Below are 21459 nucleotides of genomic sequence, written 5' to 3'. Positions count from 1 at the left end.
TTGGTCTGGTGTGGGCGAAGCGCCACAACCTTAATAGTATTAAGCTATTTTAAATAGCTAATCGTCTCGTTGGGGTAATAATCACTGGTAAAGGCATATCCCAAAACTCGGTAGGAACTTGGCTCACTTGCTGACAATCGTGGGCAAAGCCTACTGCTAACGGCTTGTTATCGACCACTTGTGCCAAAGTGCGGTCGTAATATCCGCCGCCCATGCCCATACGGTTACCGTGCTCATCAAATGCCACCAAAGGGGTGATGATCATATCGAGTTTATCGACAGTAATAACATGCTGCACATTCAATTGTGGTTCTTTAATAGCGTATTGATTTTCAAGCATCACAGAATCGCGATCATAACGAATAAACAGTAGGTTGCCTTTACTGAACGGATGAAGCCGGGGCAAATACAGGTTAATGTCGAGATCCCATAATGCTTCAATCAGCTTTTGAGTCGCTAATTCACCGTCTTGGGTAAAATACAGGGCCACATGCTTAGCCGACTGAGCTTGAATTTCAGCAAGCATGTGGCGGCTAGCAATTAAGGCTAATTGGCTTTGTTCTTCAGGACTAAGGCTATTTCGCTCTTGGCGAACATGGCGGCGAATATTGTCGCGGCTCATGTCTGTGCTATCGAACAGCGGTTCTTGAAACTCAGAAGGGGTGGCAAAGTAGCTAATACGTGCCGAAGATGTTGACGTAACCGGACGATTTTCTGTGTTAGTCATAAAACGAGTGATGGTCATAAAATTAGAATGCTCCCCAAAATACCGCTGCCGGCGTAGCCCTTGAACCGTAGGTTCAAGGCGGGTAAATGTTCATTTCCTAAGGCTTCTCGGTACGAGCCGAGCATGCACAATGTCAACAAAAGCATTCACCCTGGGTTTGTAATTATCGGCACAGGGACTTAGCCAACTGGCGAATATCTCAGGGAGCAAAACTGGTTGAATCAAGCTTTGCTTCATTCTTAAATCTTAGTCTAGCCTTCCTAGCGGCTTCGTTCAACCAACGATGTTTCCAAGGTTGATTGCAATAACGAAATACGCTCATCCATTTGCGCCATGTACTGCTTATTCTTTTGCTTTTCTTCGTACAGTTCATTACCAATGTTTAATGCTGCCATAATGGCCAGCTCTTCACGGCTCAAATTGTTAGTACGAGATTTTAAGGTTGTCAGTTGGTTTTCAACTTCTCTGGCTACCGTGCGCAAGGCATCTTCGCGTCCTTTTGGACATGCGATAGAGTAGGTGCGCCCTAATAGGGTGATATCAACAGCACTGTTACTCATAATGTCGCCACAGATCCTTAGTTAAACTCAAGCATGTGGCGAACTATATAGGGCTGAATTTAAAAGAGCAAGGCAACAACGCGCCTTTTTAGCTATTTGCTGGTTGTCTGAACAAATACACTCATTGTCAATTATTATAGTCACTTTATGGCTCACAAATTTAACCACATTACACACTAGCATTTGGAGCATCATCCTAACTCTGCTAGCATTGATGCAGATATAGCGCTATTAGGAATTAACCATGGCAACCCCACCTTCATTATGTATTGAAAAACTAAAACAGGCCCTAGATTACGCAGAAGTTGGCCAGCATCCAGTAGAAGTGCATGGCGCACTGGTTGGGCTTATTTGTGGTGGCGTTAAACAAGAAAATTTAGCCTGGTTAACACCGTTAGTTGAGTTAATGAACGATGGGCAACCGTTAGAGCCTAATTTACAACTGCTGATCAGCGAATTGTATCAAGATACGGTTAATCGTTTAGTGGATTTCGAATTTGGTTTTACCCTTTTATTGCCAGAAGAAGAAGCGTCATTAAGCGATCGCGTCGAAGCGTTAGCCCTGTGGACTCAAAGCTTTTTAACCGGCATTGCCATTATTCAACCACAGCTAGCCAAAGCATCGCCAGATGTACGTGAAGTGATTAAAGATCTGGCCGATATTGCTCAAGTAGAATTTGATGTTGGTGATGACGAAGAGTCAGAAGTTGCTTACTTTGAGCTACAAGAGTTTGTCAGAATGTCAGCTATTTTATGCTACTCAGAGTTTGGCTTAGACATGCCATTGAATGACACCGATGAGTCTTCAACTTTCCACTAACATTTTTGGTATAGGCAGCAACGCAGCGTATGACCACAGCACACACCATCACAGCACAGCTTAATGTTGATATTGCCATTGTCGGTGGCGCCATGGCCGGAGCCACGTTAGCCCTCGGGCTAGCTAAGTTATCTGCCACCTTGTCGCGTCCGCTGCGCATCGCCTTAATCGAAGCCCACCTAGCGAGCAATAATCACCCAGGTTTTGATGCTCGCTCTATTGCCATTGCGCACGGTTCTATTTTCGAACTGACTCGTTTAGGTATTTGGCCCAAGTTGCAGCATCTAGGCACGGCGATCGAAAATATTCATGTTTCTGATCGCGGCCACTTTGGTATGACCGAACTTAACGCTAAACCGCTTGGCTTAGGAGCATTAGGGCAGGTGGTTGAGTTAGCCCAAGTGGGCAAAGTGTTGTTTGAGCAATTGGCTAAATCATCTGTTGAGGTGTTTTGTCCGGCTACCGTGACTGAGTTGCAGACTCAAACCAATGGTCACTTATTAACTTTAGATAACGGTACGCAATTGCATTGCCAGTTATTAGTTGCTGCCGATGGTGCTAATTCCGTGGTGCGTCAACATCTTGGCCAACCCACAGAACAAATCAATTTCGATCAAACGGCCATTGTCGCCAATGTGAGTACTGACCAGCCGCACCAGCATTGGGCTTACGAACGCTTTACCCAAACAGGACCATTAGCTCTGCTGCCTATGAGTTCAGTACCCATGACCGCTGCGGCGCATACTGCCGTGTCAGCCAGCGCTGCTCAGTCGCGTTTTTCCGTAGTGTGGGCATTACCGCCCGCTCAAGCAGAGCAACTAAAATATGCCGACAAAGCCGAGTTTTTAGCCGCATTACAACAAGCCTTTGGCCATCGCGTTGGTCGCTTCGTTGATGTTGGTCAGCGCAGCAGTTATCCACTGACGTTATCGTACATGCCAAGACCGATTTACCATCGCTGCATCTTTATTGGTAATGCGGCGCAAACCCTACACCCGATTGCCGGACAAGGTTTTAATCTTGGCCTGCGTGATGTAGTGGGCTTACTGGATGTACTGAAACAGGCTTTCAGTTCGTATCAATTAGCTAATCCCTCAACTGAGGTCGATGTCGGCAGTAATGCTATCTTGCATCAGTATTTAGCCGCACGCCAAGCGGATCGCGACAGCACGCTGAGTAATATCGAATTTTTAGTTCGTGGCTTTTCCAACCAATATTGGCCGATGGTAGCGGGTCGCAATCTCGGTTTACGCCTATTGTCTTGGCTACCACCGTTAAAACGTCCCATCGCACAAACCGCAATGGGCTGGCGTTAACTCATTTTAAGGTAAGGATTGAGCATGTTTTCTACTCAAACATATGATGTTGCCATTGTTGGTGGTGGTATGGTCGGGCTGGCAACGGCAATTGGGTTAGCGAATGCCGACCTTAATGTGGTGGTCATTGATGCTGGCGAAACCCAAGCCGTGAGTGGCGAGCCCAAATTGCGTGTTAGTGCCATTAACAAAGCCAGCCAACAATTGCTCGAAAATCTCGGAGCGTGGCAATACCTTGATGACAGCCGTGTTAGCCCTTACCAAAAAATGTCGGTATGGGACAAAGACGGTCTAGGCAAAATTGAATTTGACGCTCACAGTATTAGCGAAGCCTATTTAGGTTCAATTATCGAAAATGATGCCATTAGCTATGCACTGGCTAAGCGCGCCAGCGAAATCAGCAATTTAACTCATTTACAAGGTCAACGCCTTGAACGCATTGCCTTTGGCGAACGTGAAGCCTGGCTAACCCTAGCCGGCGGCGACAACATCAGCGCCGCAGTGGTTGTAGCAGCCGACGGAGCCAATTCTTGGGTGCGTGAACAATGCAATATTCCGCTGACATTCTGGGACTACGGCCACCATGCCATAGTTGCTACTGTACGCACTGAGTTAGCCCACGATGCGACCGCCAGACAAGCCTTTTTACCCGGTGGTCCGCTAGCCATGTTGCCCTTGTATGACGATAATTTATGTTCCATCGTCTGGTCGGTATCGCCCGATCAAGCTGAGCAATTATTAGCATTAGACGATATCGAATTTGGCAAAACGTTAACCGCTGCACTCGATGGTCGTTTAGGCCTGTGTCAGGTGATTAGCGAGCGACAATCATTCCCATTACGTATGCGTTATGCGCGCCACTTTGCCCGCCATCGATTAGTGCTGGCTGGTGATGCTGCCCATACCATTCACCCGCTTGCTGGCCAAGGGGTTAACCTCGGCTTTTTAGACGCCGCCAGTATTATCGACACCTTTAGCCAATTGCACGAACAAGGCAAAGATTTAGGCGAATACAGTCATTTGCGCGCCCTTGAACGTTGGCGTAAAGCTGAAACCATGGAGATGATTGCTACCATGGAAGGCTTTAAAAGATTGTTCGCCGGCAGCAATCCGCTTAAAAAAGCCATGCGCGACATAGGTCTAACCCTAGTTGATAATGTCGCTGGGCTGAAAACAGTGTTCATCAAACAGGCTATGGGTAACAAAATGACATTACCTAAACTTTGTCGTGAGCCAATTTCATCGTAGCGAATATAGAAACTTGTTTAATATCAGTCTATACAGCTAAGTCGGCGTTTTTATTGTAAAAAATTATGTAAATAAATTACAACAATAGATTAGCTAAACTAATGCGACGGGACTCGGATTAGAAAAATTTTTTGTATACAAAGTAGGTCTGCGGAGTATAATTTTGGCCGCATTTTATCAAAAACCTACATAAGAAAGGCCTCAAAAAAAGGGATAATAATGGCTAGCAAAACCGTACTTTTTAACAAGCATTTAGAATCTAAAGCCAAAATGGTTGATTTCCACGGTTGGGACATGCCGATTAATTACGGCTCTCAAATCGAAGAACACCACGCAGTTCGTCAAGATGCAGGCATGTTCGACGTGTCTCACATGACGGTAGTTGACGTTACCGGCAGCGATGCTTGTGCATTTTTACGTAAGTTACTTGCTAACGATGTCGCCAAGCTTACCGTACCAGGTAAAGCCCTTTACGGCGGAATGCTAGACGAAACCGCTGGCATCATCGACGACCTTATCACCTACTACTTAACCGACACTCATTACCGTGTCGTGGTTAACTCCGCAACCCGCGACAAAGACATGGCTTGGATCAACAAGCAAGCTGCAGCATTTGATGTGGTGGTGACTGAACGTCCAGAGCTTGCGATGATTGCCGTGCAAGGCCCTAATGCTAAAGCCAAAGCGGCTAGCGTATTTTCTGCTGAGCAAAATGCTGCCGTTGAAGGCATGAAGCCATTCTTTGGTGTGCAATCTGGCAGCTTATTTATTGCCACCACAGGTTACACAGGTGAAGCGGGCTACGAAATCATAGTGCCAGAAGCCGAAGCAGAAGCCTTATGGCAAGCGCTATTAGATACAGGCGTTAAGCCATGTGGTCTAGGTGCGCGTGATACCTTACGCTTAGAAGCGGGCATGAACCTATACGGTCAAGACATGGACGAGTCAATTAATCCATTAGCCGCTAACATGGGCTGGACCGTAGCGTGGGAGCCAAGCGATCGTGACTTTATTGGCCGTGACGCACTTACTGCAATTAAAGCGGCTGGCACTGACAAATTAGTCGGTTTAGTCATGGAAGAAAAGGGCGTATTACGCCATGATATGGCTGTGTTTTTTACCGACGCTGAGGGTGTTGAACATCAAGGTGTGATCACCAGCGGGTCGTTTTCGCCAACATTAGGCTATTCTATTGCCATGGCCCGTGTACCTAATGGTATTGGTGCGATAGCTGAAGTTGAAATGCGTAAAAAGCGTGTTAACGTAAAAGTCATCGCCCCAAGTTTTGTACGTAACGGTAAACAAGCTTTCTAAAGATTCAATAAAATGAGTTGCGGTTTACCCAAAAAGAATTTATTGATTAAGTATTAGAACATCTGATTAAGGAACAACATTAATGAGCACTATTCCAGCAGACTTGAAATATGCATCTTCACATGAGTGGATCCGTAAAGAAACAGACGGAAGCTACACAGTGGGTATTACTGAGCATGCTCAAGAGTTACTAGGCGACATGGTATTTGTCGAATTGCCAGAAGTCGGCGACACAGTCACTGCCGGTGAAGATTGCGCCGTAGCAGAATCAGTTAAGGCAGCATCAGACATTTACGCACCGGTTTCTGGTGAGGTGATTGCGGTAAACGAAGCTCTAGAAGATTCACCAGAGCTTGTTAACAGCGATGCTTTTGGTGAAGGCTGGTTCTTCCGCGTTATGCCTTCTGACGAATCAGAAGTTGATGGACTGCTTGATGCCGAAGGCTATCAAGAAGTGATTGACGAAGAATAATCGCCAATGACACAGGAAGCTCCCTAGGGAGCTTCTTTGTTATGTGCAGCTAAAAACAATGACGAGCGCGCAACATAATAAACCCTAAACAGGTTATTCACGTATTACCCATTTTCACCCTAATCCAGTTCTGTGCCCTACAGCCATAACTGGTCGATTTGGAACAAGGTTTAACATGACCAAGCAAACCCTGACACAACTAGAACAGCACGAACTTTTCCTGACTCGCCACATCGGCCCAAGTGAAGCACAACAACAAGAAATGTTGAACTTTATTGGTGCAGAGTCACTAGAAGATCTCACCGCCCAAACCGTTCCTGGCAAAATTCGTTTACCCCAAGATCTCACCATAGGTGACTCATGTGGCGAAGCCGAAGGTATCGCCTATATCCGTAACATAGCTGACAAAAACACCGTATTTAAAAGCTATATCGGTATGGGTTACTACGGCGTGCAAGTCCCTAATGTCATTTTGCGTAATGTATTTGAAAACCCAGGTTGGTACACGGCTTACACGCCATACCAGCCAGAAATCGCCCAAGGCCGTTTAGAAGCGATTTTAAACTTCCAACAAGTGTCAATGGACCTTACCGGTCTTGACCTTGCGTCAGCCTCATTACTGGACGAAGCCACTGCAGCTGCAGAAGCTATGGCATTAGCCAAACGGGTATCTAAAGCTAAAAAAGCAAACATCTTCTTTGTGGCCGATGATGTATTTCCACAAACATTAGACGTCGTTAAAACTCGCGCTGAATGTTTTGGTTTTGAAGTGGTTGTTGGTCCAGCAAGCGAGTCTGTTAATTACGAATTATTTGGTGCCTTGTTCCAGTACACCAACCGTATTGGGCAAATTACCGATTACACTGAGTTATTTGCCAAGCTACGTGACAACAAAGCCATCGTGACTGTGGCTGCCGACATCATGTCATTAATGCTACTTAAATCTCCAGGCGCCATGGGTGCAGACGTGGTATTTGGTAGCGCGCAACGTTTTGGCGTACCAATGGGATACGGCGGACCACACGCAGCCTTCTTTGTTGCCCGTGACGAGCACAAACGTTCAATGCCTGGTCGTATTATTGGTGTGTCAAAAGACAGCCGCGGTAACAGCGCATTACGTATGGCCATGCAAACGCGCGAGCAACATATTCGCCGCGAAAAAGCCAACTCAAACATTTGTACTGCGCAAATTTTATTAGCCAATATGGCGTCGTTTTACGCGGTATTCCACGGCCCACAAGGCTTAAAAACAATTGCTTCACGCATTAACCGTTTTGCCGACATTTTAGCAGCAGGCTTAACCGCTAAAGGCGTATCACTGGTTAACACTACCTGGTTTGACACCATCAGTGTTAAAGGTGCCGACCTTGCTGCCATTAATGCCCGCGCGTTAGCGGCACAAGTTAACTTGCGTATCGATGCTGATGGCGTATTTGGTATCAGCGTAGACGAAACCACTATCCGTGCCGACATCGCAGTCTTGTTTGACGTAATCTTAGGCGCAGGCCATGGTTTAGACGTAGCAGCACTCGATGCAGACATCATTGCTAATGGCAGTCAGTCAATCCCTGAAGCCTTAGTACGTCAAGATGCCGTATTAACTCACCCAACGTTTAATCGCTACCAAAGCGAAACCGAGATGATGCGTTATATCAAGCGTCTCGAAAACAAAGATTTAGCCCTAAACCACTCCATGATTTCGTTAGGCTCGTGCACCATGAAGCTCAACGCGGCAGTGGAAATGCTACCAGTAAGCTGGCCAGAATTTGCTAACATGCACCCATTCTGCCCACTAGACCAAGCACAAGGTTACACCCAGTTAATTAACGAGTTGTCTGAGTTTTTAGTGAAAATCACCGGTTATGACGCTGTGTGTATTCAACCAAACTCAGGTGCACAAGGCGAATATGCTGGTCTGTTAGCGATTAAGAAATACCACGAATCTCGCGGCGACGCGCATCGTAACATCTGCTTAATCCCGCAATCTGCCCACGGTACTAACCCTGCATCAGCGCAACTGGCTGGTATGCAAGTGGTGGTGACTGCTTGTGACAAGCAAGGCAACATCGATTTAGAAGACTTACGTGCTAAGGCATCTGAGCTTGCTGGTAACCTATCGTGCATCATGATCACTTACCCATCGACTCACGGTGTGTATGAAGAATCTATCCGCGAAGTATGCGAAATCGTCCATCAATATGGCGGTCAAGTTTACTTAGACGGCGCGAACATGAACGCACAGGTTGGTTTAACATCACCAGGCTTTATCGGTGCTGACGTATCGCATTTAAACCTACACAAAACCTTTGCTATCCCGCACGGCGGCGGCGGTCCAGGTATGGGCCCAATTGGTGTTAAAGCACACCTTGCGCCATTTGTAGCCGGTCACGTAGTGGTTAAGCCAGGGCGCGAAAGCGACCATAACGGCGCCGTATCTGCTGCACCGTATGGTAGTGCCAGCATACTGCCAATCAGCTGGATGTACATTAAGTTGTTAGGCACTAAAGGGGTTAAGCAATCTACCCAAACTGCGCTATTAAACGCTAACTACATCATGAAGAAACTTGCCCCACATTACCCAGTATTATTTACTGGCCGTAATGAGCGCGTTGCCCATGAATGTATTATCGACTTACGCCCATTAAAAGAAACTTCTGGCGTAACCGAAATGGACATCGCTAAGCGTCTAAACGACTACGGTTTCCATTCACCAACCATGAGCTTCCCAGTAGCGGGAACCTTGATGATTGAGCCTACTGAATCTGAGTCTAAGGTTGAGCTGGATCGTTTCATCGAAGCGATGATTTCTATTCGCGGTGAAATCACCAAGGTAGAAGCAGGCGAGTGGCCAGTGGACAATAACCCACTGCACAATGCACCGCATACGCTGGCTGACATTATGGACACCGAGTTTGATTCACGTCCGTACAGCCGTGAAGTGGCCGTGTTCCCAAGCGCTGCGGTTAAGGCGAATAAGTTTTGGCCAACGGTGAATCGTATTGATGATGTGTATGGGGATCGCAATTTGATGTGTGCATGTGTTCCTTTAAGTGATTATGAATAATCATTATTGATAGTGGTTCCTGAATAGGAACCTCAATTTGAAAGCGACTGAAAGGTCGCTTTTTTTATGCCTGTCGTTCCCATTTTTACGTCATTCCGGTAATGCTTTTTAGCCGGAATCCAGCTTGTTTCTTTTGTCTTCATCTTAGCTATGGCCTGCGGCCACTAACGTCGTGGTGCTTCGCCCACACCTGACCAAGAGGAAACTAACGGCTGTTCCCTCTTGACTCTTTTTAAAATAATTAGCCCAGCCGCCCCGCAACATTTTCCTTTATGATTTAAATAACAGCTGCGAAAAGGTCGCCATGGGGATTGATCCAGCTTTTAATTTCGCTTGCAGTCTGCTTCGGCCTTCTTCGAAAATGCTAACGCTTCCGATGGTACATCCTGTACCGCGAAAGCTAGCCTGACGTCCTGTCAGGCTCACGCTATTTTCTTCAACGGCCTCAAGGAACATGTGGCCTGGAGATATAATATCTAAAGCATTAAAAAGCGAACCGGTTGGTTCGCTTTTTTGTTTACGTCATTCCGGTAATGCTTTTTAGCCGGAATCCAGCTCTATTCTTTTATTCTTAGCTTATTGTTTTTATGGCCTGCGGCCACTAATGTCGTGGCGCTTCTCCCATACCCGACCAAGAGGAAACCAACGGCTGTTCCCAGTTTATTCTTTATAAAAGAATTGGCCCAACCGCCACATCAAAATTGTTCTTAATGACTTAAACCGCAGCGAAAGGCATCCATGGCTAGCTAACACATTCTTTTATAAAGCGTCTTCAACGGCCTCAAGGTATATGATGATTCAAGGCAGTGAAAGAATGAGTGGTTCTACATGGCAAGTTAAATGGATAATTTTTTTAGCCAACCATCATAAGTTTTGAAATCTTGTTCAGCCGTGAAGTTGGCTTGGTAAAATTATTATCTCGCCGAATATATGTTGTGAAATTCCGATAGGGCTAACTCTTGGTTTGCTTTGCATGGGCAAGTTTCATGTGCAAAGAGACTTAATTAAAAGAGTGTAGCTAACCATGTTAAGTTTACTCTGTCCCCATTTATTCCAACTTATTTTAGCGTTGGTTGCGATAGCAGGCTGGGGTGATGCCGAAGACTTGTTTGAATTGGCTTGTCATATGGCTCTGGTGACTGAAACCAGTCTGAAGACTGATATCGGCGAGGCTATCTTTGCCATTGAACAGCATTTTAGCTTGTTGCAAGCGACTTAGGGTGATGTACTGCGCTGGAGTGATGCCGAAGCTGATTTTAAACATACGTGCGAAATGAAAGGGGCTGAGATTGATATGCTGGGCTAGTTCATCTAGGGTTAGTTTTCCGCTGAGACGGCAATGGATCATTTCGTTGATAATTCGCATATGAGTCACAGATAGACCGCCACTGATCTGCTGTTTTTTAAGATGAAAAACATTGTGTTGTAACAAGAGTCGATTGAAAATTTCGTTACCGCATTGCTCCTGTGCCAGCAAGGAATAGGCACTCCTGTCGCGGCTTAGGTGCAGAAAACTTTTCATTAATAGCTGCAGCTGCGGCTCGTCGGCGTACAGTAAATCCCGCAGTTCGACGCAACGGACATCCACATTGAGCGTGCTGGCGGCAAACTGTTTCAACTCAGTATCGCTGATATAACAATGGATGAACTCGGTTGGTTGCTCAATATGCCATTGGCTATTGTGCGCTTGGGGCATAATAGACACACAACCAGGCCCTCCCTTATGCAGTCGGCTGTCCAGCCGATAACTGCCTTCGCCCCCTGCTAGGTAGAGGCTAAGGGTGTGCCCGCTACTGCGTTCATAGTTAACAGCTTGTTTATTGACTCGCCACTGTCCAGCAGTAATCCCTGTTCGGGCAATATCGTCAACCTGTAGCACAGGCGTGACAGCTTGATGGAAGGCGCTGCTATGACAGTCATCTGGAATCTGCTTACTCTTTATCACTTATCTGCTGCTCCAGAGCTGCTAAGGTTTGTGCACATGTTTTCACCAATTGATTAGCGTTTCTAGCATCTACGTTTGAGGCTGCCTATCGAAGCTTAGAAATGAATATAGCATTATAACCGCAAGATCTTGATATCGACTTTGTAACCGCTGATGAACAATGCTCCTAACGCAAATGTTACTAATACAAACCCGAAAATACCTTTTGGGCCTATAGTCAATTTATCCGTAAGGAAGTCAAATTATGCAGCAAGTATTAAGCGGACCCAGTTTATCTGCCCCTCTGTTTGAGTCATATCCGCAGAAACACAGGGTCACCTGGCCCTTGGCGTTGCCATTGGTGGTGTTTGCCTGTTTCATCCTAGGGCAAATGATCGCGGTTGTGCCAGTGGTGGAGCTTGGGTTAATTGACCGCGACGCCTTCGAAGCCTACCCCAATATCCTTTATACCCTAGCGGCTTCTTTTACCGCCGTCCTCTGCTTAGTCATACAGTGGGTTAAATTTTTCGAGCGGCGTTCATTGGCGAGTATCGGCTTAAGCTGCAGTAAAAATACGCCTAAAAACCTGTTGCTTGGCTACCTGACGGGGATAGGCATGGCAACGCTTATTGTGGGTTGTATTTATCTTGCAGGTGGTTATCAGCTGGAAGACCAGGCGCTGACCCGGGCCATGAGTCTGCTGCCTGTTTTGCTGCTGTTGTTGACGTTCAGCGTGCAATCTTTCGCAGAGGAAATTATCTTCAGAGGCTATTTGTTCAGCCGTTTTACAGAGCGTTATGGCCTGTGGACCGGCGTTGCCGTTAACGCCATCCTCTTTACATTGATACATTTACCTGGGTTTGATTTTGACAGCCGCAGCCTGCTCACCTTAATACTCTTTGCCTTTATGACACTGGTCTTTTCAGTGTATTTAAGCCTGAAAGTTATCGAGACTGGTAGCATCTGGTTTTCATGCGCCTGGCATGCAGGCTGGAACTGGCTATTCATCTGTGGCTTTGGTTTACCCACCACGGGCATAGCCTTAGATATCCGCCCACTGCTGGTGGATTTTGGGCTAGATACTCAGGCCAGTGACTGGCTGACCGGTGGCATAGGTGGGCCCGAAGACAGTATTGTTACCTCGATACTGTTAACTATAGTGTGCCTAGTGGGGATTTATCGCTGCCTTAAGCCGACCAGCCGGGCCGTATAATTGGGGTCAGAGTCTGACCCCACTTATTTATCGTAAATCAAGGATCCACAAGCATGCTATTAAATTCGTGGGGGATCCTTCAGGCTCTGACCCCATTTATTTCATTAAACACTACAAATACTTCTGAAGACACATAGGAGGCCAACGAATACTAGCCTGAAGTCCTGTCAGGTTAGTTTTCGTAAAAGGCCTAAAAGTAAATATCTAATCTGGAATTAATATTTACTTAGCTAAATAATTTAATTCATCTTTATAAGGCATCAATGGTTCATATAATTGGTGATATGCCTTACCTACAGCGCCACGGAATTGGATTAGTTTAGGTGGATTGGTACCAATTGAAATAATATGTTGAATAGCCAAACCAGGATAAGGGTCTATAAATACAATTTCCTTGATTCCTAGTTGATAAGCTTTTTTCGCACATAGCTCACACGGGCTAGCTGTGGTAAATAACTTCCCACCTTCTATACCCACACCACCATATTTAGCAAGTTGTAGAAAAGCATTTTCTTCGGCATGTAATGACCTTGTATGCACTTGATTTTTTTCACCGTCAATAGTGTTTTGAATTGACTTAAAGCAATAGGATAAATTGCGCCCACCTACACCTAAGTGATTGATTTTATTTAGCTCCAGTACGGCTTGCTCTCTGAATTTTTCATTGTTACGCTCATATTCACTGTAGGTCGTATCGCTGGAGAAATTTTTTAAATCCTCCAATGAGCGTAAATTACATGGTACTTGCCCTTTAGCAACATCATTCCAGCCAACAGATTTAATTGAATAATTGCTATCAGTTACTACGGCACCCACTTGCCTAGATATGCAACCAGAGTTCATTTTAGCAGTAAATGCTATTTGCATAACACGTTCTAATGATGTTGGAGTTACTAGTCCAGGATGCTTAATTAAGCTTAAGTACCAGCCCAACTGAGCCTTTAAAACATTATGGTTTTGTGATTCATTTCTCGGGTTAAAAATATGTATGTCCGATATTTCAATACATCTTTTTACATTTGATATTATCAATTCATCATATTTATCATGTGATGAATTAGTATTAATTTTTTGATTGCAATTGCCACATTTATCTTCAGACTTTAAAAGTTTACCGGACTCTCTTCGATCAATATCAATAATTTGGTCTACAGTAAATTTATATTTATCTTGTAGGAATTTTTTCCTGTCATGCGTAGGTGCATTAATGGATACCAAATAGAAAGCTGCGTAACGGTCTTTAAAATATTTAGCTTCATAAGGATTCCGGATAGTATCTATAGCTATATAAGTTTTCTTCCCATCAACTTTATCTTTATAACGATAAAATTTTATTATCCTATTTATCATCCTTGGTAGTACAAACAAGCCTTGAGGATCAAATAACTCGCTTCTATATTTAGGGATTATTTTAGTTGTACGTCTAATCGAGTCACCAGCACCTTGATAAATTTGAACGTAACTATTTCCTAAATCAGTTTTTAAAACATCCTTTAGATTTCTAGTAAATTCATTTACAATTTCGAACCAGCGATTAATATCTAGCTCTTTTAAATTATGATTTAAAGTGCTTGTACCATTTAAAAAATAATCTATTTCTTTAGGAAGTGCTTTAAATTCATTTTGGCTTATTTCAAATTTCGATTTAACAAGAACACTATCAATATTTAGATGTAGATCATCTTTGATTACTGACATCACAAATAATTTAAAATCATTTAAATCAAGGTTTAATATTTTGGCACTGATTAGTTCACTCACTTTTATTACGGTGAATGGGTCATTATGTTTTACTGCATAATTCCTTACAATTCCGTAACGTTTGGTATCCATGCCGTTAAAATAATTTTTATTTTTATAGTTTATTTCATTTTCATAAGGGAATTGTAATTCTTTACTTAATAATTTTGATGTTGTTGTGCAACCTGAACCTGTTCTTCCTGTTAAGCCAATTAATATAAAATTACTTCGCTCACCCAATAGGTTTGAAATTAAATTTGTATTATCCATATTTGTAACCTTTTATATTTATGTGGTTTTAACGTTAATTTTTTATATACACTTTTTGATTTTTAATTATAAATCCCACTGAATTAAACTTAACCCTTACGCTGTTTGATATATCCTATTCAACTCAAATATTGCTTCTGCTTTATGCATTTGACCATGAAATACGTATTTTAAATTAATCACTTACCGGGATTATCTTTACTCAAACACCTCTGCGCGACTTGATACACAATCGCATCGACTTGTTGTTGACTGAGTGTTTGAGTCCTAATCGAGGGCAAGGTTTTGACCAGTTGTTTGTGATTTAAAATGGGGAACGGTGGCCGTGTTTGGCTGCTGACAAACCAGCCGGGGAAGACCAGTACTGGGCTGGCGAACACTGGTTGGCCGGTCGCTTTGGTGAGCCATTGGCTGACCCACTTTGCTTGGCGTTCAGCTTGTTCGATTGGTTTGGTTTCAGTCCAAGAGGGGAAGCATAAGCGGCCGTCTTTATAAAATAGTTGGTAGTCTTTACCTTGGGTCGCGCTAGTCGTTTTACTGTCGCGTTTGCGCTTGTGGCGGCCTTTGGTTTCTATGGCGAATACGCCATTTTTACCTATGGCTAAGTGATCGATGTTAAAGCCGTCGGCTTGGATGTCGTGAAACACTTGATAGCCCAAAGCTTGCAAGCCGATGAGCTCATTGGCAGTTGCGATTTCTGCGGTGTGGCCTAAACGTAATTTGGTGAGTTTGGAAAAGTTTTTCCGCGTTTTGTGGCCGCAATATCCTAGACCAAGGATGACAATGGGTGCGAAAGCGATTGGGAATGAGCTGTCGCTAATATGCTTGACGATACTTTCGTAGGCAAACGGAAACGTCACTACCATAACCGCCATCGTTAGGCCAGCGACGAGATCAAACTGTAAGTCTTGAATTTGTTGCTGTAAGCCATATGCGGGGATTCGCTGAAGTTGTTCGCGATCGACAGGCAGTTTTACCGTGTGGTCACGGTATTTAAGCATTAGGTGCATAATCAACACCATCAAAAACATACCCGAAAGCAAGATGATGGTGGCGAGTACATTAGTGAACAGGTTTGCCATTGTCATCCTTGAAATTTAGTGTGGTTATACAATCGGTTGCTAATATAAATCCATTATATGGCTTGATTAATATACTCCAGTTTTACAAAAATGTAATAAAAAGTAGCCCAAATGTGATTTTTGTGCTTCAGCTCTAATTGTCACTGAAGATGACGCGTTTACACGAGTTGATGCTAGCTAACATATGCGGGTATTTTGTGGTTATGGCTGAGATTAAGCGCTGCCATTGTTTGCTTTATTTTATGATTCGAAAGCATCAATAATGTATTGTCACGCTTTGGTGCTTACTGCTGAAATATCAAAAAATGCTGTGTAATCAGTGCAGATACGGTAGACTTTGCCTTAACTTTTAGATAACAAATGGATTTATATTTAGATGCACGGTAAAAGCTTAGTTATTTTAACTCTACTCATCAGCGTGTTTAGTACTGCGGTTTATGCTCAAGCAGAACCCATTAAACCTGTGTTGGCTGAAGCCAATCCATGGGCTCAGATTGCTCAAACGGACTTAACCTATATCTACCAAACGGTTAAGGCTAATCATCCCGGCGCCATAGATGATCAAAATTTATATTTTTCACAGTGGTTAGAACAAGGTTATCGTGAGGGGTTAGCACGGGCAAAAAAAGCGACATCGTTACAGGATGTAACCAATAGCTTGAGCTATTTTGTGGCTGGTTTTGCTGATGGTCATTTTGGCATTGCGTTTAATCAACACCCTGATATGCAGTCTTGGGCTGGCATAGGTATTGAAAAACAATTTCAGGGTTATAAAGTCTATTACACTGCCGAAGATTGGGGCGGGCGACTTCCTGCGGTTGGTGCCAAGCTTATTTCTTGTGACAATATTGCGGTCGATACCATGATGAATGAGCATATTCTTAAATATCGATTCAATAACAATCAATTGAATGCGCGCAAAGTCTCTTACGCTAAAAAGTTACTCATCGATGATAAAATTGGTGAGTTTACTAGACCAAATAGTTGTGTGTTTGAGTCAAAGGGTGAGCAAACTGACTTTTCATTGCATTGGCAAAAAATTGATCGCAATGATTTATACCAAGCGCTCACTCCTGTGGCGTTACCCAAAGAATTTAGTATTGATGAATTTACACCTAAGCATTATTGGGTCCGGTTGCCCAGTTTTTATCCATCGGGTGCTGATGAAACCAAATTACAAGCCATGATAATGGCGCTTGCTGGTTTGCGTGATGCAGAACTCGTGGTGTTTGATGTGCGTGGCAATGGTGGCGGCAGTTCGCAGTGGGGCCAAGATTTAATGAGTAGCCTTTATGGTAAAGCTTATATCGCGCAAGTAATGCAAAATAACTCAGATAATAGTTATGCTATGTGGCGTGCAAGTGAAGATAATCATGCTTATCTTGTCAGCTTGAAACCTATGTTAATTCGTCAGTTTGGCGCTGACAGCGATATCACTACTTCGTTTTTACAAACCACTTTAGATATGCGGCAAGCGATAGATAATCAACAATCATTGGTGAAAGAAGCGTTACCTAAAAATAGCCAAGCTTTGCAGGCTACTGCTGTTAATCGCCATCAGACTGAGAAAAGCCTATATCAAGGTCGTACGATTTTACTTACCGATAAATCTTGCGGCAGTGCGTGTTTAGATTTCGCCGATTTGAGTTTATCAATACCGCAGCTTATTCATGCTGGCCAAGAAACCTCTGCCGATACTGTGTATATGGATGTTCGCGGGATTAATTTACCTAGCAAACTTGGCGCTTTTTCACTGGCGCAAAAAGTATATCGAGATCGAAAAAGAGGCCATAACCAAAGTTTTGTTCCACAGTATCAGTTTAATGGTTCAATGACGGATACACAGGGATTACAACACTGGGTTTTAAGCTTGATAGCTCAGTAATAGCGGCTTGGGTTTGCTATGAGTGGGGGAGAACATTTTCCCCTCACTTAAAGCCATCACATTAGCAATAGCTTTAAATCCGCTTACAGTCTTTATCAATCACTTTTTAATGTTTTTGAGATGTTTAGATTGAACAAGTCATTACACAATAATGACTTGTGCGAAACGGTATTATCTTGATCAGTTAATTCCCTACAAGGGTTATTGAATCGCAGCGACAACGCAATTGCGTCCTGCGGCTTTGGCTTGATATAGGGCGGTATCGGCAGCTATCAGCAAGCCTTGGGCGGTGTCTTCATTATGATGTAATATTGCATAACCTATGCTGATGGTGACGCTAAGTAATTGGCCCTTATCTTCAACCCTTAACTCACTGACTTTCTGGCGTAACTTTTCAGCTATCAGCATGCCGCCTTCTGCCTCAGTGTGGGGCAACACCACCACAAACTCTTCGCCACCATAACGGGCAACAAAATCTGCGGGTCGATTTAAGCTTAGTTGCAATTGTTTGGCGACGGCCACTAAGCAGCGATCGCCACTCAAATGACCGTGCTTATCGTTAAACGCTTTAAAGTGATCAACATCGACAACCAACAAACACAGCGGCTCTTGGTATCTTTTGGCGTGGTCTATGTCTATTGCCAGTTGTGTTTCTAGATAACGGCGATTAAATAAGCCTGTTAATGTATCTTTGACACTTTGCTGATATAAGGATTCATTGGCCCTGTGGGCTGCGACATACAGACGATTGACCTCCCATAACAAGGCGAACAGTAACGCCATAGAAGAAACCGAGCTGCTCACTCTTGCAGCATACCAACCTAAACTGAAGCGGGCGCCAGCCAATAGGGTTAACGTGACATCAATCAGGCTGGCCAGCAACGCCACACTCAGCCATGTGTAAAGCACATTGTTACTGCGTGCCCGTCTTACCATAAAGAATAATGCCAGCACATTTAATCCCCACACCATTAAGGCATAAGGGCTATTTAATAGCTGCTTATAGCTGTCTTTATCGATTAAGACGGGTAATAAATGGCTACCCCAAGTGGCGAATAAGGCCAAACCTAAACTAACCAGTAGGGAAATAAATACAAAGGCAATCAGCCAATATTTGATATTGAGATCAGCAGGGTTCTGGTTAATGATTTTTTTCGGGGCAATTAATGCCAGCAAGAGCAATATCGGAAACGATGCATGCCAAAATACCCAAATCCATACCGCACTTTGCTCCCCTGCATGCAGTAAACCACTAGGTGAAAAAACACCTGGAAACACTAAAAGTTGCACCGTCACTAAAGGGATAAGGAATAAATAAGCAAAAGCAACAAACCCTGAGAAAACCTGCCGGTTACTGGCAAACTGCGACAGCAGTAGATAGGCCGTAATACTTTCAAGCAATACCACTGAAGTGCTGTATACCGGCAAAAAAGGGGCAATATCAACCAAAGGTATTGAAATAAAAGGGCTAATTATCAGCGCTGAGATCAGTAATAATGAGGCGACAAAAAAAGCCGCCCGTTTATGTGGTTGTTTGGATACAAAAGGATAAATGCCCGGCACTACAGCTCGCTAATCGAATGTGTTTATTGTGGCCACTATAGAAAAATATCCATGTATTTACCAGCATTAGCGCCCAAAGACCCGTCAGCAAAGTGATCATCTGTGGCTCAGTGCTATTTGGGTTTTAGGTGTTTTATCCCCTCGTTGATACTAGTTTGGTGCTCAGTTCATCAGTGTCATCATGCAAAGCCACTATGGCTGAATTAAAACATGTTTACGGCCTAACCATTTGTCTAGAATACGTGGCCAGAGTAAACTTTTAACATTAACTCAAGTCTCCAGGTTTTATGTAAAATGCCTCAATAAACATCAAAACGGGTAGGGCGTTAAGCGAAGTACTGGCTTTGTATTAACGATAGCGCTGCGTTATGGTTTCTTACCTGACTGTTTTAGTTCACTACTTGCCTGCTTAATGATTAGGAACCCATGAATAAAGAATACCAAGTACGGATCGATCGGGTGCTTCAATATATTGAGGCTAATCTCACTAACCAGATTTCACTAACAGAAGTGGCAAACGTCAGCTATTTTTCGCCTTATCATTTTCATCGTATTTTCTCTGCCATTATGGGGGAGACAGTTAATGATTACATTGTGCGCCGCAGGCTTGAGAAGGCGGTCAACATACTGATTTTTAAAACTCAACTGCCTATCACTCAGGTGGCGTTAGACTGTGGTTTTTCATCCAGTGCTAATTTTTCTAAAGCGGTAAAACTCTATTTTGGCTTTAGCCCGACTGAAATAAGAAACCCAGATAAAATAAAAGATAGCAAGATTGGAAAAATATACAGCAAGTATGGAAAAGTGTTTTGCCCTGCTGATTTGTATCCTAGTCGTATCACCAATGAGGTGACGAAGAGCCCTAATTTAGAGGATACCAATATGAAAGTGGAAGTGAGAGATTTTGATAGCCGACGTGTGTGTATTTTGGCTTCAAAACGCGGTTATGAACCTGAGTCGATATATACCGCATGGGACAAACTGATTGATTGGGCTTCAAGCAATGGCATAACGCAAGATGCGCAACAACGCTTTGCATTTGCTTATGATAATCCAACGATAACACCAGCGGATAAATGCCGTTATGATGCTGCGATAGTCATTGGTAGCAACATAAAGGTTAATCCTCCGTTTACCACATCAGAAATCCCCAAAGGTAAGTATGCGGTACTTTATTTTAAGGGCATGCCTGAAGACACGATCAAGGCTCAACTGAGTCTGTACTCTGATTGGCTGCCAAATAGCGGATTTGAACCTGATAATTTTCCGATGTTAGAACATTATTTGAATGACGCCAGAGTTGACGGTTATGTTGAGATGGAAATTCATGTCAAAGTTAAGACCATTTAATTGTGGTTACAAAAGTGGGGCAGAACCTGCCTCATTTTTTGTCGTTTAGGTTTTACCAGTGATTGTATTCATGTATAGGTGAAATATAGCTCTATGGCTAGCCGGAATAAAATGGTGAAAAAACCAATAATAAATGATAAAAATACTAAAAAAAATATAGGGGAATAAGCTAAAACGCCTTCATTTGCTCGAAGTGTTGCAATATGTATGATTACGTAAAATATTACGGAATAGCCTATAAAATGGAGTACATAATAATCTATCGTAAATAAGATTAATACACAGTAGATAGCTACAATTCCCGGAATAAAAAAAGAGCATAGCCCTAGTACCAAATCATAAAGACTAGCAAACCAATTCCGTATTGAATGGCTTTTATATCTTTCGACTTCAAGCTGAATCTGTTCATCTAACGTAATGCTTTTTAGTTCCATTTCTTGACTTCTTTTGGTCAGGATTTTTCCTGATCGTTTGCTATCAAGCCAAATATTAAAGCCAAAAAGAAAAAGACAGGCAGCCATAAATATTAATGAATAATATCCATATTCAGCTTTAAAGTAATCACTGTATTTCATAGAAGCCCTTCTTATATAAAGAATGAAAATTAGAGTGTAATGGATTATTTTTTTTGTTATTTGATAGCTTTTTATGAATATTTTGACTTGGTTTTATAACAGACATATTAAGCATTCCTAGCATATTTCTGCTCCTTGAAAATAAGGATAATGATTATAATCCCCGTATTAAATAAGTAAACCATTTGTGATTAAAGAAGAAATAATAGATTTAAAACTCTTTTATTTATACACCCTTAATGATGTTTTTGGGCTTTTAAATAGTTAATTTTGGCGTGTTATTCATATCTTGCATATAATACTTCACTCTATGCTTTATTGGATTTATAAAACCAG

The 21459-nt window shown here is 43.2% G+C and carries 16 protein-coding genes and 1 other RNA gene; 9 read left to right on the top strand and 8 right to left on the bottom strand.

Translation table 11 applies throughout. The annotated features are described in order from the left end of the window. Nucleotides 1-49 precede the first annotated feature (49 nt). The 3 genes from ACED29_RS14700 to ACED29_RS14690 form a co-directional block, all read right to left on the bottom strand. Nucleotides 50-745, bottom strand: a complete 696-nt coding sequence (locus ACED29_RS14700; protein WP_124015460.1) for a 5-formyltetrahydrofolate cyclo-ligase — start codon at nucleotides 743-745, stop codon at nucleotides 50-52. Between the two features lie 9 nt (nucleotides 746-754). Next, nucleotides 755-936, bottom strand: a non-coding RNA gene (gene ssrS, locus ACED29_RS14695) — 6S RNA. Nucleotides 937-987: 51 nt separating this feature from the next. Beyond that, entirely contained in the window at nucleotides 988-1287 is a 300-nt protein-coding gene (locus ACED29_RS14690; RefSeq protein WP_101086040.1) for a cell division protein ZapA, read from the bottom strand. A 244-nt stretch (nucleotides 1288-1531) separates the two neighbouring features. Here ACED29_RS14690 and ACED29_RS14685 point away from each other — a divergent pair, with 244 nt between their 5' ends. The 6 genes from ACED29_RS14685 (at nucleotide 1532) to gcvP (ending at nucleotide 9521) form a co-directional block, all read left to right on the top strand. Beyond that, nucleotides 1532-2107 (top strand): UPF0149 family protein, encoded by a 576-nt coding sequence (locus ACED29_RS14685; RefSeq protein WP_124015461.1) that lies wholly within the window; start codon nucleotides 1532-1534, stop codon nucleotides 2105-2107. A gap of 29 nt (nucleotides 2108-2136) precedes the next feature. Then, nucleotides 2137-3423, top strand: coding sequence for a 2-octaprenyl-6-methoxyphenyl hydroxylase (gene ubiH / locus ACED29_RS14680; RefSeq protein WP_371697966.1), 1287 nt, complete (start codon nucleotides 2137-2139; stop codon nucleotides 3421-3423). Nucleotides 3424-3447: 24 nt separating this feature from the next. Beyond that, nucleotides 3448-4671, top strand: a complete 1224-nt coding sequence (locus tag ACED29_RS14675; RefSeq protein WP_371697965.1) for an FAD-dependent oxidoreductase — start codon at nucleotides 3448-3450, stop codon at nucleotides 4669-4671. A gap of 219 nt (nucleotides 4672-4890) precedes the next feature. Next, nucleotides 4891-5985 (top strand): glycine cleavage system aminomethyltransferase GcvT, encoded by a 1095-nt coding sequence (gene gcvT / locus ACED29_RS14670; protein ID WP_124015464.1) that lies wholly within the window; start codon nucleotides 4891-4893, stop codon nucleotides 5983-5985. Nucleotides 5986-6067: 82 nt separating this feature from the next. Then, nucleotides 6068-6457, top strand: coding sequence for a glycine cleavage system protein GcvH (gene gcvH / locus ACED29_RS14665; protein WP_124015465.1), 390 nt, complete (start codon nucleotides 6068-6070; stop codon nucleotides 6455-6457). Nucleotides 6458-6632: 175 nt separating this feature from the next. After that, nucleotides 6633-9521, top strand: a complete 2889-nt coding sequence (gene gcvP / locus ACED29_RS14660; RefSeq protein WP_371697964.1) for an aminomethyl-transferring glycine dehydrogenase — start codon at nucleotides 6633-6635, stop codon at nucleotides 9519-9521. 1063 nt (nucleotides 9522-10584) lie between these two features. Here gcvP and ACED29_RS14655 read toward each other — a convergent pair. Beyond that, complete coding sequence (locus ACED29_RS14655; protein ID WP_371697963.1) at nucleotides 10585-11466, bottom strand: helix-turn-helix transcriptional regulator; 882 nt, start codon at nucleotides 11464-11466, stop codon at nucleotides 10585-10587. 244 nt (nucleotides 11467-11710) lie between these two features. On the opposite strand from ACED29_RS14655, the gene ACED29_RS14650 reads away from it, so the two are divergent. Beyond that, nucleotides 11711-12658 (top strand): lysostaphin resistance A-like protein, encoded by a 948-nt coding sequence (locus ACED29_RS14650; RefSeq protein WP_371697962.1) that lies wholly within the window; start codon nucleotides 11711-11713, stop codon nucleotides 12656-12658. A 222-nt stretch (nucleotides 12659-12880) separates the two neighbouring features. On the opposite strand, the gene ACED29_RS14645 is transcribed toward ACED29_RS14650, so the two are convergent. Both ACED29_RS14645 and ACED29_RS14640 read right to left on the bottom strand, forming a co-directional pair. Further along, complete coding sequence (locus ACED29_RS14645; RefSeq protein ID WP_371697961.1) at nucleotides 12881-14668, bottom strand: anti-phage dCTP deaminase; 1788 nt, start codon at nucleotides 14666-14668, stop codon at nucleotides 12881-12883. A 179-nt stretch (nucleotides 14669-14847) separates the two neighbouring features. After that, complete coding sequence (locus tag ACED29_RS14640) at nucleotides 14848-15750, bottom strand: nuclease-related domain-containing protein (protein ID WP_371697960.1); 903 nt, start codon at nucleotides 15748-15750, stop codon at nucleotides 14848-14850. A gap of 376 nt (nucleotides 15751-16126) precedes the next feature. Here ACED29_RS14640 and ACED29_RS14635 point away from each other — a divergent pair, with 376 nt between their 5' ends. Beyond that, nucleotides 16127-17635 (top strand): S41 family peptidase, encoded by a 1509-nt coding sequence (locus tag ACED29_RS14635; protein WP_371697959.1) that lies wholly within the window; start codon nucleotides 16127-16129, stop codon nucleotides 17633-17635. 201 nt (nucleotides 17636-17836) lie between these two features. Here the strand turns inward: ACED29_RS14635 and ACED29_RS14630 are convergent, their stop codons facing one another. Next, entirely contained in the window at nucleotides 17837-19198 is a 1362-nt protein-coding gene (locus ACED29_RS14630) for a sensor domain-containing diguanylate cyclase (protein WP_347689611.1), read from the bottom strand. Nucleotides 19199-19624: 426 nt separating this feature from the next. Between ACED29_RS14630 and ACED29_RS14625 the strand changes: the two genes are divergently transcribed. Continuing rightward, entirely contained in the window at nucleotides 19625-20548 is a 924-nt protein-coding gene (locus ACED29_RS14625; RefSeq protein ID WP_371697958.1) for a GyrI-like domain-containing protein, read from the top strand. Nucleotides 20549-20616: 68 nt separating this feature from the next. Here the strand turns inward: ACED29_RS14625 and ACED29_RS14620 are convergent, their stop codons facing one another. Then, nucleotides 20617-21123, bottom strand: coding sequence for a hypothetical protein (locus ACED29_RS14620; RefSeq protein WP_371697957.1), 507 nt, complete (start codon nucleotides 21121-21123; stop codon nucleotides 20617-20619). Between the last annotated feature and the right edge of the window lie 336 nt (nucleotides 21124-21459).

Origin of the sequence: Shewanella sp. 5S214 (genome assembly GCF_041439795.1) — a bacterium.
GTDB classification, from domain to species: Bacteria; Pseudomonadota; Gammaproteobacteria; order Enterobacterales; family Shewanellaceae; genus Shewanella; species Shewanella vesiculosa.
The sequence above is the reverse complement of the archived record's forward strand: the minus strand, read 5'-3'. Positions and strand labels throughout refer to the sequence as shown.